The sequence below is a fragment of the Synechococcus sp. RS9916 genome, assembly GCF_000153825.1.
Lineage (GTDB): Bacteria > Cyanobacteriota > Cyanobacteriia > PCC-6307 > Cyanobiaceae > Synechococcus_C.
Genome location: NZ_DS022299.1, coordinates 1,098,518 through 1,112,769, shown reverse-complemented (window position 1 = coordinate 1,112,769; position 14,252 = coordinate 1,098,518). Strand labels below are relative to the sequence as shown.

The following is a 14,252-nucleotide window of genomic DNA, read 5'->3' as shown; positions in this document are numbered from 1 at the left end:
TCTCCGTTTGCTTGAGCCCATGTCTGCTGCCGAGCAGCGCTGGATTCCCTGGATGCGCCGGGCATTGCAGCTGGCGGCCCTCGCTGATGGCCACACCAGCCCCAACCCGTTGGTGGGTGCGGTGGTGCTTGATGCTGCTGGGCAGCTCGTGGGCGAAGGGTTTCATGCCCGCGCCGGAGAGCCCCATGCCGAGGTGGGTGCTCTGGCCCAGGCCGGGGATGCGGCCCGCGGCGGCACGATCGTCGTCACCCTTGAGCCCTGTTGTCACCACGGCCGCACGCCTCCCTGCGCGGATGCCGTGATCGCCGCAGGCATCCAGCGGGTGGTGGTCGCCCTCACCGATCCCGATCCCCGGGTGGCGGGAGGTGGTCTTCAGCGTCTGCGGGATGCCGGCCTTGAGGTGATCAGCGGTGTCCTCGAAGCGGAGGCGGCTTACCAGAACCGGGCCTTTGTGCACCGGGTGCAGACGGGCCGCCCCTGGGGCGTTCTCAAGTGGGCGATGGGCCTCGATGGGCGCACGGCCTTGAGCAATGGCGCCAGCCAGTGGATCAGCGGTCCGCCGGCACGGGCGTGGGTGCATCAACTGCGGGCTGGCTGTGATGCGGTGATCGTGGGCGGTGGCACCGTTCGTGCGGATGACCCCCTGCTCACCAGTCGCGGTCGCTGCGCTTCGGAGCCATTGCGGGTGGTGCTCAGCCGCAGCCTTGATCTGCCCCAGTCCGCCCAGCTATGGGATCAAACGGTTGCGCCCACCCTGGTGGCCCATGGCCCTGTGGCCGTCGCTGCGGCGGCTGATGAGGCACCAGCGTCTGTTCGATTGGCGGCATTGCAGGGCCATGGCGTTGCTGTTCAGCAACTCGATCGCTGTGAGCCTGAGGCCCTGTTTCCTGAGCTCGCCAGCCGCGGTTGCAACCGAGTGCTGTGGGAATGCGGCCCGTCGCTGGCCGCCGCTGCTCTGCATCAGGGCTGCGTGCAGGAGCTGGCGGTGGTGATTGCTCCCAAAGTGATGGGCGGTGAGCTGGCGCGCACTCCCCTGGGGGATCTGGGGTTCACCGCCATGGATCAGGTGGTGCCGGTGAGCCTGGCTGCAGCCCAGAACTTGGGCCGCGATTTGTTGCTGCAGGGCGTCGTCGGTGCGATGCCGATTCAGGATGGAGTCACTCGCGGGACACGCCAATGACGTGGACCTATCTCTTCTGCCTGATCGCCGGTGGGGTGTTGATCACCCTGTCGATCGCCAGTGATGCCGATGCCAATTTGAACGTGGACGGTTTGAACGGTGATGGTGGCGGCATCACTGAGGGCGGAAACCCGGCGGTGCTGTTCAGCACGTCGTTCTGGTCGTTTGGCTTGGCGGCCTTTGGTCTCTGCGGTCTGCTGTTGCAGCTGTTTCAGGGATCTGTCTCCTCACCGTTCACGTTGCCCTTGGCTCTGTTGCTGGGTCTGCTGATGGGCTGGGGCGCTGCCCTCGCCCTACGGGTGCTGGCCCGCCGTGATGCCAACACGGTGGTGCGATCCGATGATCTGATCGGCAGCGAAGCCACAGTCACCTTGCCCTTGTCGGTGGATGAGCGCGGCTTTGTGGAGCTGTCGGTGCGCGGCAGCTTGTTGCGCCGGGCTGCCCGCAGTGGTTCCAGGCCGCTGCAGCGGGGTGAGCGGGTGGTGATTCTCCGCTCCGATGGCCCCACGCTGATCGTCGATCCACTCGACATGGCCGACTGACGGCACCCTGGCTAAGGGAAGGGAAGTCGCTTGCAGCAGGCATGCAACGCAGCCTGGCAACGGAACCGTTGCCGCTTCTCGCTCAGCGCCAACCCAACAACAACCCTGCTGGAGCGGTGGTGTCGATTGGCGCCACGGTGTTTGTGGTGATCGTGGCACTCACCCTGATCAGCCGCTGGATGATTCGCATCTGCCGGCCCAACGAAATGTTGGTGGTGACCGGATCGAAATCCAACCAGGGTGGCCAGGGGGTGAAGGGCTACCGGGTGGTGGCCAACGGGGGCTTCACCTTTGTGAAGCCGATTCTGGAAACGGCCCGGCGCATGGATGTGACCCTGCTGCCGGTGCTCGTGGAGGTGAGCAACGCCTACTCCAAAGGCGGCACGCCCCTCAACATCCAGGCGATCGCCAATGTGAAGGTGAGCACTGACCCGGCCGTGCGCAACAACGCCATTGAGCGTTTCCTCGGGCGCGACACCCAAGAGATCGTGCAGGTGGCGAAGGAAAATCTCGAGGGCAACCTGCGCAGTGTGCTGGCCCAGCTCACCCCAGAGCAGGTGAATGAAGATCGGCTGCGCTTTGCCGAGCAGATCGCCGATGAGGTGGGGGAAGATTTGCGTCGCCTGGGGCTCCAGCTCGACACCCTCAAGATTCAGAGCGTGTTCGACGACGTCGACTACCTCAATTCGATCAGCCGCCGGCGTGTCGCCCAGATTGTGCGTGATGCCGAAATTGCCGAAGCCGAGGCGATTGGCCAGGCCGAGCGCATCGAGGCGGAAATGGAAGAAGTGGCTGAGGTGGTGCGCACCGAGGCTGAAACCGTGGTGCTGGAGAAAGACAACGACGTGCGCACCAAGGTGGCGCAGATGGAGAAGGAGGCTCGTTCTGAGGAGGAACGCACGGAGGCAGCCGAACTGGAAGCCCGTGCCAAGGCCGAACAACAGCTTCAGAAGGTGCGCGCTGAGCTCGAGCGCCTGCGTCTTCGCGCAGAAGCGGTGCTGCCCTCTCAGGCGCAGCAAAAAGCCCAGGAATTGCGGGCCCGTGGCCGTGCAGCCGCCACTGCTGAAGATGTGAAAGCCAGCGCGCTCGTCAACGATTTGCTTACCCAGGTGTGGGAAGACGCCGGCAGCACCGCGGAGTTGGTGTTCCTGTTGCAGCAGATCGAGATGGTGCTCGCGCAGGCCACCCGTTTGCCCGGCCAACTGCAGCTCAAGCGCATCACCGCCCTTGATGGCGACGATGCCTCCAGCCTCGCCAGCCTTGTGGCTGTGAACCACAAGGTGGTGCGCCAGTTCTTTGAGCAGGTCAAGGAGATCCTTGGCGTCGACCTGCTCGGCACCTTGTCGTCAACCGGAGTGAACTGATGTTTTTTGCTGTTGGAATCACCGGTGCTGCCGGACTCTGGGCCTTTGTGGTGATGCTCAGGCAGCTGTATTTCATCTGCCAGCCCAGTGAAGTGCTGATCTTTGCGGGTCTCAGTCGCACCACGGGTGATGGCCGCAAGGTGGGCTACCGCACCGTGCGCGGTGGCAGTGCCTTGCGCATCCCTGTGCTGGAAGACGTGATGCGTCTCGACCTCAGCAACATGATCATCGAGCTGCGGGTGGAGAACGCCTACTCCAAGGGAGGCATCCCTCTGAATGTGGCGGGTGTGGCCAACATCAAGATCTCCGGCGATGAGCCGGGGATCCACAACGCGATCGAACGCCTGATCGGCAAAAGCCAAGACGACATCCGCCACATCGCCAAAGAAACCCTTGAGGGCAACCTGCGCGGCGTGATGGCCAGCCTCACCCCCGAGCAGCTCAATGAAGACAAGATCACCTTTGCCCGTACCTTGCTGGAGGAGGCGGAAGACGATCTGCAGAAGCTGGGGCTGGTGCTCGACACCCTGCAGATCCAGAACATCTCCGATGACGTGCGCTATCTCGATTCGATCGGCCGCAAGCAGCTGGTGGAGCTGAAGCGGGATTCGCGCATTGCTGAAGCCGAGGCCACGTCGCAATCAGCTGTGAAACAGGCCGAGAACGCCCGCATCACTTCCCTGCGGCGGCTCGACAAGGACCTAGCGGTTGCGACGGCCAACGCCCAGAAACGAATTAAGGATGCCCTTACGCGCCGTGAGGCCCTTGTGGCTGAGGTAGAGGCGGAAATCGGTGCCGAGTTGGCTCGGGCTGAGGCTGAACTGCCGGTGCAGGAGGAGCGCATCAAACAGGTGACCCAACAGCTGGAAGCCGATGTGATCGCACCGGCTGAATCCGAGTGCCAAACGATGATGGCTGAGGCCAAAGGTGCCGCCGCCACGATCGTGGAGCAGGGCCGCTCCCAGGCCGAAGGTCTCCAGGATCTGGTCACGTCCTTGAAGCGTTCCGGCTCGGATGCCAAGCGCCTCTTCCTGCTGCAGAAGCTGGAGCCGTTGCTCACCATGCTCAGCGACACCGTGCAGCCCATCGAGGTGGAAGAAGTCGCCTTGATTGGGGAACGGGAGGGGCAGATGAACCTGTCGATCGCCACCTTGTTGCGGCAACTGCAAGACAGCACCGGCCTGCGCATCACCCAGTCGGGTGGATCAACGCCTGATCTCCCGCAGGCGGTGAACGATGCGGCCGACGGTGCTGGCGGGCTCAACGGCTAGGGCCGCCTGCCGCGATCACGGCCAGGGCGAGTCCGGCTGCCGCGATCACGGCTGTTGCGCTTAGTGCTGCGACCCGATCGCCGACCGGTCCGTTCCCGGTCGGCAGTTGCCGCATCTTCTTCTTCCACATCTCCGGTGTAGCGGCTGATCAACACCCCCATCACCACCGCCAGATACAGCGGCCCTGCAATCGAGGTGCACACCGAAATCATCCGCGCTAACGGCAGGTTGGGGGTGATGTCCCCAAATCCAACGGTGGTGAGGCAGACAAAGGCGAAGTAGTTGATGCGGGAAAACACCGGTGCCGTTTCCAGCACGGTGCTGTAGTGACCACTCAGGCTTTGAAGGGGCAGATCGAGGGGTTCAAAACTGTTGGGTTGAATCGTCTCCACTGCACTCATCACCAGCCCAGCGGCCAGGCCGATCAGCAGGTAGCCCGCTGCCGCCCCCATCAGCATCGAGCTGTTCACCTTGCGCTCGTTGGCCAGGCTTTCCACCAGCCGCACCACGCTCCAGGAGACCAACACACTCCAGCTCAGCACCAACGGCACGCCGCTGCTGGTCAGCCGCACGGGGGTCAGCGTCCAGATCACCTGGCTCACCAGGGCCGCCACCCCGAGCACTTGGTAGAGGTGATCGCGCCAGGTTTTGCGTTGCGCGTGCAGCACCACCAGTTGGGTGAGCACCAAAGCGATTAGGGAATAGCCGATCGACCCCATCCAGGTGAAGGAGGGAAACGCAAAGCTGATCAGCACCATCAGGCAGAGGCCCAACAGCAGCTCGTACACCCCTTCGCGGGAGGTGTTACGGATTCGGCTGCGCAGTGACCTCATCTTCCGAGCATTCCGCCAGACAGAGGATGCCAACGATTGCGAAGGCAAGCGACCCCAGCAGGGTGGTTTGATTCGCCATCACAGCGTTGAACACCGTTTGCTGCGGCCAGGCATTGGGCAGGGCCGCCAGCGCCGATTGCATGAACCAGAGGCAGCCCAGGGCATTAACCATCGCGATCCACCAGCCCAGGTGCTGGGGTTCAAACACCAGCAGGCGGCCATGACCTACCTCCAGCAGCCCATCGGCGGCGGAGATCAGAAACAGAATTGAGCCCAGCAGGTTGGGGAGCACCGCCAATCCCAGCCAGGTGGCATCCGATGGGTGGGGCCATCCCCAGCAGAAGAAGGTGTTGATGTTGAACAGCACCGTGCCCAGGCTTTGGGTGAGGGCACAACGCCAGCCGCACCACTGCCAGGGGCTGGCATCGTCTGGCAGGTGCCGGACCGCCTGTTGCGCTTGCTGCAGTTGCCAGCCACCTCCGGCGGTGAACAGCACCGAGCCGATCGCCAGCAGGCCAGCGGTGAAGGGTGTTGCCCCACTGGGCCGCAACGACAGCCCCGCTCCGAGGGCAAACAGCAGTGGGCCGGCAATGAAGGCCAATGCGGTGCGCACATCGAGCCGCTTCAGCGGCTTGTCCCGCATCAACGCCCTGAGCATCTGCGCCCATCGCAGCCGTTGGTAGTGCCCTTGCGCCAAAGGGCCATGGCCCTTGCGCAGGCGGCGGCTCGTCCAGATTCCCTTGCGGTGGCGCCAGGCGGTGATGCCCCAGCGGCTGCGCCAGTGGGTGCGGAGCTGGAGCAATGGCCCGCGAACGTTCGGTTCTCCCCCCTCTCGCGCCAACCCCCACCATCAAAAGCTCGCTTTAGTTTGGTCGTTCAACTCCGATCTGACGCCATGGCGATTCGCGAGGATGACAATCAGCCGAACAGGCGATTCGGCATCATCAACCTGGTATTGATCGGTTTCGGGGTGTTGCTGCTGATCAGCAGCTTCCTGCCGAATCAGGGGATGCAGCAGGTGCCTCGGGTGCCCTATTCCTTATTCATTGATCAGGTCAATGACGGGGCTGTGAAGCGCGCCTTCATCACCCAGGATCAGATCCGTTACGAGCTCAATGCTCCCGAAGAAGGGGCGCCGTCGGTGCTGGCCACCACGCCGATTTTCGATATGGATCTGCCGCAGCGCCTGGAAGCCAAAGGCGTTGAATTTGCGGCCGCTCCTCCCAAGAAGCCCAATATTTTCACCACCATCCTCAGCTGGGTTGTCCCCCCGCTGATCTTCATCCTGGTGCTGCAGTTCTTTGCCCGCCGCTCCATGGGCGCCGGCGGTGCTCAGGGTGCCTTGAACTTCACCAAGAGCAAGGCCAAGGTCTACGTGCCTGATGAGCAGTCGCGCATCACCTTTGCCGATGTGGCCGGAGTGGATGAGGCCAAAGACGAACTCACGGAGATCGTCGATTTCCTCAAGTCATCCGAGCGTTACACCGAGATCGGCGCCCGCATTCCCAAGGGTGTGTTGCTGGTGGGCCCCCCCGGCACTGGTAAGACCCTGCTTTCTAAAGCTGTTGCTGGTGAAGCAGGCGTTCCCTTCTTCATCATCAGCGGCTCGGAATTCGTCGAGCTGTTTGTCGGTGCAGGTGCGGCCCGGGTGCGCGACCTGTTCGAGCAGGCCAAGAAGAACGCTCCCTGCATCATCTTCATCGACGAACTTGATGCCATCGGCAAGAGCCGTTCCGGCTCCATGGGTGTGGTCGGCGGCAACGATGAGCGTGAGCAGACCCTTAACCAGCTGCTCACCGAAATGGATGGCTTTGCCTCCAAAGACAAGCCGGTGATCGTGCTTGCTGCCACCAACCAACCTGAAGTGTTGGATGCCGCTCTGCTGCGTCCGGGTCGCTTCGATCGCCAGGTGTTGGTGGACCGCCCCGACCTGTCGGGCCGCAAGACCATCCTCGACATCTACGCCAAGAAGGTGAAGCTGGCCGAAGGCGTTGATCTCGACCGCATCGCCCAGGCCACCAGTGGCTTCGCCGGTGCCGATCTGGCCAACCTGGTGAATGAAGCAGCACTGCTTGCCGCCCGTGCCAAGCGCACCAAGGTGGAGCAGCAGGATCTCGGCGAAGCGATCGAACGGGTGGTTGCGGGTCTGGAGAAGAAGAGCCGTGTGCTCCAAGACGACGAGAAGAAGGTGGTGGCCTACCACGAAGTGGGCCACGCGATCGTGGGACACCTGATGCCCGGCGGCAGCAAGGTGGCCAAGATTTCGATCGTGCCCCGCGGCATGAGTGCCCTGGGGTACACCCTGCAGCTGCCCACCGAAGAGCGTTTCCTCAACTCCCGCGAAGACCTCGAAGGACAGATCGCCACCCTGCTTGGGGGCCGCTCCGCTGAGGAAATCGTGTTCGGGAAGATCACCACGGGTGCCGCCAACGACCTTCAGCGGGCGACAGACATCGCTGAGCAGATGGTGGGCACTTACGGCATGAGTGAAACCCTTGGCCCCCTCGCTTACGACAAGCAGGGCGGTGGTCGTTTCCTGGGGGGCAACAACAACCCTCGCCGCACGGTGAGTGACGCCACGGCCCAGGCGATCGATAGCGAGGTGCGTGGTCTGGTGGACCGGGCCCATGAGCAGGCCCTCGGCATCCTGCGCCACAACATGGCCCTGCTGGAAACCATCTCCCAGAAGATCCTCGAGAAAGAGGTGATCGAGGGTGATGAGCTCAAGGAGATGCTCTCCGCCAGCGTGATGCCCGGCTGATCTCCAAGCGCTTCCTTTCATTCCCTGCGGGGCGTGGCACAAGCGGTCCCGCAAGGGGCCGCCTTTTTGTGGGCTGGCTCCGTGGTGTGAGCTCGATCACAGCAACTGTTGATCCTGGTCAATGCCGGTTGTGGGGAATGGCACCACAGTGAGTGTCATCGAGGCAGACCCCAAGCTTCATGTCCCATCGCCATGCCTGATCTCACCTCCACACCACCACTGCCGTCAGGGCCACTGCCGTCTGTGCAATCGCCGTCACGACCATGCCCGTCGCTGCCGGATGCTCTCGGACCGCTGCTCCAGCGGATGGCTCCCCACCAGCCGGCCCAACCGGAGGCCAGCGTTTGTCTGTGGCGACCGGGTGCGGAGCCTGGTGAGGGTCAGCTGCGTTATGCCAATCGCGACGCGAAGCGGGGGATCGATTTCTGCGTCGAAGACAACCCCTTTGCTGCTGAGGTGCTCGATCCGCGCGTGGTGCGCATTGCCCCCGGTGCCTGCAACGAGAAGCATCGCCATGCCCATGAATCACTGTTTGTGGTGCTTTCGGGTTCGGCAGAGATCCAGATCGGTGATCAGACCCATCGGCTGGAGCGTGGCGCGGTGGCCTTTGTGCCCCGCTGGGTGGTGCATCAAACCTGCAACCCATCTGAGCAGCAGCCGTTGATGCTGCTGGCCATCACCGATTTCGGGCTGACCAGCACGGTTCTTGGTGATTACGACGCGCGCACTCGGCTGCGCCACAACGGGGAGGACGTCGCGTGAGCCCGTCAACGTTTGTGGATTCCCTGTCTCAGCCGCTTCAACAGCGGTTGCGCGCGATCGGAACAACGCAGCAGTTCGCCGATGGCGATCAGGTGATGGCTCGCGGAGAGGTGACCACCCAGCTGTATGTGGTGGAGGAAGGAGAACTGCTGGCTCAGACCCGTGATGCATCGGTGCCTGTTGCCAGCGGTGAAGTGGTGGGTGAGATGGCGTTTCTCGACAACCGCCCGCGCACGGCGACGGTCGTGGCGTCTGGACCGGTGCGCTTGCGTGCCATCGACCGGGAGCCCTGTTTCCAAGCCTTCAGTGATCAGCCTCTGCTGCTGAACGAATTGATCAGTGCGCTCAGTTCGCTGCAGCGTCACCGCCTCCAGCGTGATGCGGAAACGGATCAGCGCAGCAGCACCCAGCTGGTCGACGACCTCTCTGAAGCGGCGCTTCAGCATCGGGCGGTGCGTCATCCCTACCTGCAGGCTCTGGCCGCCGGCCACTTGCCCGACCTGCGTTTTGCGCTGGAGGATTTTGCGCGCCATTACTACGGCTATTCCGCCCACTTCCCCCGTTACCTCACGGCTTTGATTTCCTGCCTGGAGGATCCGGACCACCGCCAGGCTCTGCTTGAGAATCTCACTGAGGAAAGTGGTGTGTATGAGCAGGAGGAACTCGACGAATTAGCAGCGATCGGGATTCAGCCCGAATGGATCGTGGGGATTCCGCACCCGGAGTTGTTTCAACGTTTCCGTCGGGCTTTGGGGGTCGCCAATACCGCGGTGCAAGACGACCACATTGAGGTGTTGTGCTGGCGGGAGATGTTTCTGGCGATCCTCACCAATGGCTCACCGGCAGAGGCGGTGGGGGCGCTGGGGTTGGGCACAGAAACGATTGTGCAAACCCTGTACCAACCGTTCGTGACGGCGATCAATGGCCTTGGTGCGATAGAAGCGCGCGATGCCGTGTTCTTCCCGTTGCACACCGCCGTCGACGACCACCACCAGGCCACGCTGAAGCAGGTGGCAGCCGCCTATGCCGTGGATCCCCAGGGGCGTGCTGATCTGGCCAAAGGCATGGTGAAAGCCCTCAGCCTCCGGGATGCCTTCTGGAATTGGCTGCATCAACGGGCCCTTGATCCAGACCGCACCCGTGGCCTTGCTGCTACCACCGGGTTATGACCAAGCCTGCGTCGACTGAGCAGCTCTACGACCGCCATGCCAGCACCTGGAATCGCCAGGAGCCGGTACTGCTGAGTGACTACACAGCTCGCCCTCGGGTGCTGGAGCGCTTGGGTTCTGTGGCTGGCTTGCACATCTGGGACCTGGGCTGCGGTGAAGGGTTCATGGGCCGCCAGCTGCTGCCTCAGCGTCCCGCTGGTGTGGAGGGGATCGATCTGTCACGGGAGATGGTGGAGGCGGCGCGGCGTCAGGCCGGAGCGGGCGGAGAGGATCAGGGCGGCCCGCTGCGCTACAGGGTTGGGGATCTGTCCCAGGTGGATCAGTTGCCCTCCGGGCCATGCGATCTGGCGATTGCGGTGTTTCTGTTCAATTACCTCTCCCTGTCTGCCACGACAGCGGTGCTGCGCCACGTGCACCAGAGCTTGCGGCCGGGAGGTCGCTTCCTGTTCACCGTTCCCCATCCCTCGCTGGCCTATCTGAGGCCGCAGCAGCCACCCTTCTTTTTCGATCCGGCCGACCACACCTATCTGGAGGCTAGTGATCAATTGTTGGAGGGGCGCATCTGGCGGCGTGATGGGGGTTCTACGCCAGTGCGGTGCGTGCACAAAACCATGGCCGACTACCTGCGGGCCGTGGCAGAGGCGGGCTGGACCAGCCTTCCCTATCTCGATGAGCTGGGGGTGACCGCAGAGCACCTGGCGCTTGATCCCGCTTTCTTCGGGCCGTTGAAAGGGATGCCGCTTCATCTGCTCTTTGAGCTGAAGCGATGAACTGTGCATCTGCGAGCAACACCCCGTTGAAGCCCTGGCTTGCCGCTGATCTGGCGGAGTCGCAGCAGTGGATCGTGGCGGCGGATCCAGAGCTGGCTTTGCTGTCAACCGAGGCCTTGCAGGCCTGGTTCGCACCGGCCCGGGATCAGCTGTTGCACGGCTACGGCGTGGTGTTGATTCGTGGGTTGTCGCCGCAACCGGAGTCGACGTTCCGTCGCCTTTATCTCGCTTTAGGTCGGTGTCTTGGCACTCCCGATGGCACCTACGGCGAGCTCTACGACGTCACCGACAGTGGCCAGTCGTATCTCACCAAGGCCATCCCCGTCTCCCAGACGCGGGCTGCCACCTCGATGCACACCGATAGCTCTCGGCTCGAAACGCACCCCCGCTGGGTTGGTTTGGCCTGCGTGCAGCAGGCGCCGGTGGGGGGTGGGTCCCGTCTGGCGTCGGCGCTGGCGGTGCATAACCACCTCAAGGCGAGCGACCCCAGAAGCCTGGAGCGCTTGCAGCGCAGCTTTGCCCGTGATGTGGTCACGCCCGGCGCCGTGGACCCTTTGGCTCTGATCGCCCACAACCGCTTCCCCGTGTTCAGCACAGACACGGATGGCCCCACCCTGCGCTACATGCGCTACTGGATTGAGAAGGGGCATCAGCGCCTGGGGCAGCCCCTCGACGCGAACGACCTGCGCGCTTTTGATGCCCTCGATGCCGCCCTCAATCACCCCCGTTTCTGCCACAGCTTCCAGCTGCAGGAGGGCGACATCCTGCTGATTGACAACCACAAATTGGTGCATGACAGGGAGGCCTACGAGGACGATCCGCACAGGCCGCGGCGTCTGATTCGTCTCTGGTTGAACCAAACCCCTTGACGGCAAGGGGGCTGATCCCCGATAAAGCTCCTTTGAAAGCCTCGCCATGGTCAGCGCCTCTCAGGGTGTTGCTTCTGTTCTCTCCCCTCTGAGCGGCAGGGATTTCCTCTCATCAGAGGATGCGAATGCTGAGCAGACCGCGGCGCTGTTGACCCTGGCCGCCCAGCTGAAATCAGGGGACCGGCGCATTGACCTGGGCAATCGGGTGCTGGGGCTGATCTTCACCAAGGCCTCCACCCGCACCCGGGTCAGCTTTCAGGTGGCGATGGCACGGCTGGGTGGTCAGACCGTGGATCTCAACCCTCAGGTCACCCAACTGGGCCGCGGCGAGCCCTTGGAAGACACCGCTCGGGTGCTGAGTCGGTTCTGTGATGCCCTGGCGATCCGCACCTTCGCGCAGCAAGAGCTGGTGGATTATGCCCATTGGGCCTCGATTCCGGTGATCAATGCCCTCACTGATCTGGAGCACCCCTGCCAAGCCCTGGCCGATTTCCTCACCATGCAGGAAGCCTTTGGCGATCTGCAGGGCCAGACCCTGGCCTACGTGGGAGATGGCAACAACGTGGCCCACTCGCTGATGATCTGCGGCGCTCTGCTTGGGGTGAATGTGCGCATTGGCTGCCCGGATGGGTTTGAGCCCTTGCCGGGGGTGCTCGACCAAGCACGCGCATTGGCTGTGGGTGGTGCTCAGATCACCGTCACCAGCGATCCAGTGGCGGCTGTGCGAGGAGCCCAGGCGCTGTACACCGATGTGTGGGCTTCCATGGGCCAGGAGCAGGAGCAGGCTGAGCGGGAAAGGGCCTTCCAGGGCTTCTGCCTGAACGAAGACCTGCTGGCGGAGGCTGATTCCCGCGCGATCGTGCTGCACTGCCTGCCGGCCCACCGCGGCGAGGAGATCAGTGCCGGGGTGATGGAAGGCCCAGCAAGCCGCATCTTTGATCAGGCAGAAAATCGCCTCCATGCGCAGCAGGCCCTGCTGGCTGCATTGATGGGCGGCCTCTGATCGGCAGGGAACAGAGCGATGGGGATCGGTCGACTTGCCAGCCCTGCTCCCCTCTCGATGGTCGGTGGTCCGGTCACGGTGGTGCTGGTGCATGGTTTCACCGGCTCGCCCGCTGAGATGACGCTGCTGGCTGAGGCGCTCCATGCCCACGGCTACAGCGTTGAGGTGCCTCTGCTGGAGGGCCATGGCACCCGGCTGGACGATTTGGTGCCCATGCGCCCCCAGCAGTGGATTGATCAGTTGGATGCGCTGATCGAGCAGGAGCTCACCCGTGGGCAGCAGGTGGTGCTTGGTGGATTGTCGATGGGCTCGATCCTGGCGCTCCAGGCCGCTGTGCGCTGGCCTCAGATCCGAGGTTTGCTTCTGTTTTCTCCGCCGATCGGAAGCCGCGACTGGCGTCGTTTCTTTGCGCCCGTGCTGACTCGCTTGGTCACGTCCGTACCTAAGCCCCCCAGTGGTTATGTCGACCCTGCGACTGCCGATCGGTTGTGGTCCTACGACCGTTATCCAGTGGTCTGCAGCAGTTTGGTGTTGCAGATGATCGCCAGGGTGCGCAGCCAGTTGGCGGAGGTCAGCCAACCCCTGTTGGTGATGGCGAGTCGGCGCGACAACGTGGTGACTGAGCGTGGCGTGCGCCTGTTGATCCGCCGGGTGGCCTCGGCCACGAAACAGCTGGTGTGGCTTGAGCGCAGCAGCCATGGTCTCACGGCTGATGCGGAATGGCCTCTGGTGTGTGAGCAGAGCCTGGCCTTTCTTCAGTCGCTTGGGCTGAATCAAACCTGATTAGGCCTTGCCATCACACCGGCTCACAGGTACAAATGTATTGACGATTGAGCCTTCGCAGGTGTCTGCTGGAACCCCTGAGCCCCTCACGCCCGCACAACAGGAGCTGTACGACTGGCTCTCGGATTACATCGGTGCCAATCACCACAGTCCGTCGATCCGGCAGATGATGCAGGCCATGGGCCTGCGCTCTCCTGCGCCGGTGCAGAGCCGTTTGCGCCATCTTCAGCAGAAAGGGTGGATCACCTGGCAGGAAGGCCAGGCGCGCACGTTGCAGCTGCTGGGAGGGCTGGCGTCCGGCATTCCCGTGCTCGGTGCTGTCGCTGCTGGTGGCCTTGTGGAGACCTTTGATGATGTCCAGGAACGCCTGGACCTGGCACCAGTTTTGGAGACTCAGGGGCTTTTCGCCCTCACCGTGAATGGTGATTCGATGGTCGATGCCCATATCGCCGATGGCGATGTGGTGTTGATGGAGCCCGTGTTGGAGGCCTCCCGTTTGCGGGAGGGCACCATCGTGAGTGCTCTGGTGCCCGGGAGTGGCACCACCCTCAAGCACTTCCATCGCAGTAAGGGCACGATCCGCCTAGAGGCTGCTAATCCCGCCTATGAGCCGATTGTGTTGCCTGTGGATCAGGTGCAAGTGCAGGGCAAGCTGGTGGCGGTCTGGCGCCAGGTCTGAGGATCTAGGAGCGTGCTGCCCGTGCCGGTGTAAGCTTCCTCACGTCGAAGGCCAAGCCTGAGCGCTCTGCCGACGATCATGGGGCCATAGCTCAGCTGGTAGAGCACCTGCATGGCATGCAGGGGGTCAGGAGTTCGAGTCTCCTTGGCTCCATTCTTTGAAGCCCAGTCGCTGACTGGGTTTTCTTGTATCTGGGTTCAGCCGCGAAATCGCTCGCTCAGCCTTGCGGTAGTAAAAGCGGTAGCAAGTCTGATTAGGCGCGCCAG

The 14,252-nt window shown here is 63.0% G+C and carries 14 protein-coding genes and 1 tRNA gene; 13 read left to right on the top strand and 2 right to left on the bottom strand.

Annotated features, from left to right (window positions below; translation table 11 throughout):
- The first annotated feature begins 19 nt into the window (after window positions 1–19).
- The 4 genes from ribD to RS9916_RS06020 are packed head-to-tail and all read left to right on the top strand — an operon-like array spanning window position 20 to window position 4,357.
- On the top strand, window positions 20–1,180 hold the full coding sequence (gene ribD / locus RS9916_RS06035) for a bifunctional diaminohydroxyphosphoribosylaminopyrimidine deaminase/5-amino-6-(5-phosphoribosylamino)uracil reductase RibD (protein ID WP_007098414.1): 1,161 nt from the start codon (window positions 20–22) through the stop codon (window positions 1,178–1,180).
- Window positions 1,177–1,722 (top strand): NfeD family protein, encoded by a 546-nt coding sequence (locus RS9916_RS06030; protein WP_007098413.1) that lies wholly within the window; start codon window positions 1,177–1,179, stop codon window positions 1,720–1,722. Before ribD ends, RS9916_RS06030 begins: the two co-directional genes overlap by 4 nt.
- Window positions 1,723–1,763: 41 nt before the next feature.
- Complete coding sequence (locus RS9916_RS06025) at window positions 1,764–3,086, top strand: flotillin family protein (protein WP_007098412.1); 1,323 nt, start codon at window positions 1,764–1,766, stop codon at window positions 3,084–3,086.
- Window positions 3,086–4,357 (top strand): flotillin family protein, encoded by a 1,272-nt coding sequence (locus RS9916_RS06020; protein ID WP_007098411.1) that lies wholly within the window; start codon window positions 3,086–3,088, stop codon window positions 4,355–4,357. Before RS9916_RS06025 ends, RS9916_RS06020 begins: the two co-directional genes overlap by 1 nt.
- Here the strand turns inward: RS9916_RS06020 and RS9916_RS06015 are convergent.
- Window positions 4,354–5,190: a potassium channel family protein gene (locus tag RS9916_RS06015; RefSeq protein ID WP_007098410.1), complete on the bottom strand. Its 837-nt coding sequence runs from the start codon at window positions 5,188–5,190 to the stop codon at window positions 4,354–4,356. The two genes, RS9916_RS06020 and RS9916_RS06015, sit on opposite strands and share 4 nt — an antisense overlap.
- The gene (locus RS9916_RS06010; protein WP_232199533.1) at window positions 5,162–6,031 is read right to left on the bottom strand and encodes a hypothetical protein; all 870 of its coding nucleotides are present in this window, start codon (window positions 6,029–6,031) and stop codon (window positions 5,162–5,164) included. Before RS9916_RS06010 ends, RS9916_RS06015 begins: the two co-directional genes overlap by 29 nt.
- A gap of 54 nt (window positions 6,032–6,085) precedes the next feature.
- On the opposite strand from RS9916_RS06010, the gene ftsH reads away from it, so the two are divergent.
- From ftsH to RS9916_RS05965, 9 genes are all read left to right on the top strand, one after another.
- Window positions 6,086–7,951 (top strand): ATP-dependent zinc metalloprotease FtsH, encoded by a 1,866-nt coding sequence (gene ftsH / locus RS9916_RS06005; protein WP_007098408.1) that lies wholly within the window; start codon window positions 6,086–6,088, stop codon window positions 7,949–7,951.
- 192 nt (window positions 7,952–8,143) lie between these two features.
- Window positions 8,144–8,713, top strand: a complete 570-nt coding sequence (locus RS9916_RS13525; RefSeq protein ID WP_007098407.1) for a cupin domain-containing protein — start codon at window positions 8,144–8,146, stop codon at window positions 8,711–8,713.
- 14 nt (window positions 8,714–8,727) lie between these two features.
- On the top strand, window positions 8,728–9,882 hold the full coding sequence (locus tag RS9916_RS13520) for an iron-containing redox enzyme family protein (protein WP_050752250.1): 1,155 nt from the start codon (window positions 8,728–8,730) through the stop codon (window positions 9,880–9,882).
- Window positions 9,879–10,652 (top strand): class I SAM-dependent methyltransferase, encoded by a 774-nt coding sequence (locus tag RS9916_RS05990; protein ID WP_007098405.1) that lies wholly within the window; start codon window positions 9,879–9,881, stop codon window positions 10,650–10,652. The genes RS9916_RS13520 and RS9916_RS05990 overlap by 4 nt, the downstream gene beginning before the upstream one ends.
- Complete coding sequence (locus tag RS9916_RS05985; RefSeq protein WP_007098404.1) at window positions 10,649–11,521, top strand: TauD/TfdA family dioxygenase; 873 nt, start codon at window positions 10,649–10,651, stop codon at window positions 11,519–11,521. The genes RS9916_RS05990 and RS9916_RS05985 overlap by 4 nt, the downstream gene beginning before the upstream one ends.
- 46 nt (window positions 11,522–11,567) lie before the next feature.
- The gene (argF, locus tag RS9916_RS05980; protein ID WP_007098403.1) at window positions 11,568–12,524 is read left to right on the top strand and encodes an ornithine carbamoyltransferase; all 957 of its coding nucleotides are present in this window, start codon (window positions 11,568–11,570) and stop codon (window positions 12,522–12,524) included.
- Between the two features lie 18 nt (window positions 12,525–12,542).
- Window positions 12,543–13,307, top strand: coding sequence for a carboxylesterase (locus RS9916_RS05975; protein ID WP_007098402.1), 765 nt, complete (start codon window positions 12,543–12,545; stop codon window positions 13,305–13,307).
- A gap of 61 nt (window positions 13,308–13,368) precedes the next feature.
- Entirely contained in the window at window positions 13,369–13,986 is a 618-nt protein-coding gene (gene lexA / locus RS9916_RS05970; protein ID WP_038024260.1) for a transcriptional repressor LexA, read from the top strand.
- Window positions 13,987–14,066: 80 nt separating this feature from the next.
- Window positions 14,067–14,139 (top strand) — tRNA-Ala (locus RS9916_RS05965).
- Window positions 14,140–14,252 lie beyond the last annotated feature (113 nt).

Bases quoted from the DNA above. Each gene is read 5' to 3' on its own strand.
- ftsH (WP_007098408.1), top strand. From the start codon at position 6,086: ATGGCGATTCGCGAGGATGACAATCAGCCGAACAGGCGATTCGGCATC.
- argF (WP_007098403.1), top strand. From the start codon at position 11,568: ATGGTCAGCGCCTCTCAGGGTGTTGCTTCTGTTCTCTCCCCTCTGAGC.
- RS9916_RS05975 (WP_007098402.1), top strand. From the start codon at position 12,543: ATGGGGATCGGTCGACTTGCCAGCCCTGCTCCCCTCTCGATGGTCGGT.
- RS9916_RS05990 (WP_007098405.1), top strand. From the start codon at position 9,879: ATGACCAAGCCTGCGTCGACTGAGCAGCTCTACGACCGCCATGCCAGC.
- RS9916_RS13525 (WP_007098407.1), top strand. From the start codon at position 8,144: ATGCCTGATCTCACCTCCACACCACCACTGCCGTCAGGGCCACTGCCG.
- RS9916_RS06025 (WP_007098412.1), top strand. From the start codon at position 1,764: ATGCAACGCAGCCTGGCAACGGAACCGTTGCCGCTTCTCGCTCAGCGC.
- RS9916_RS05985 (WP_007098404.1), top strand. From the start codon at position 10,649: ATGAACTGTGCATCTGCGAGCAACACCCCGTTGAAGCCCTGGCTTGCC.
- RS9916_RS06020 (WP_007098411.1), top strand. From the start codon at position 3,086: ATGTTTTTTGCTGTTGGAATCACCGGTGCTGCCGGACTCTGGGCCTTT.
- ribD (WP_007098414.1), top strand. From the start codon at position 20: ATGTCTGCTGCCGAGCAGCGCTGGATTCCCTGGATGCGCCGGGCATTG.
- RS9916_RS06030 (WP_007098413.1), top strand. From the start codon at position 1,177: ATGACGTGGACCTATCTCTTCTGCCTGATCGCCGGTGGGGTGTTGATC.
- RS9916_RS06015 (WP_007098410.1), bottom strand. From the start codon at position 5,190: ATGAGGTCACTGCGCAGCCGAATCCGTAACACCTCCCGCGAAGGGGTG.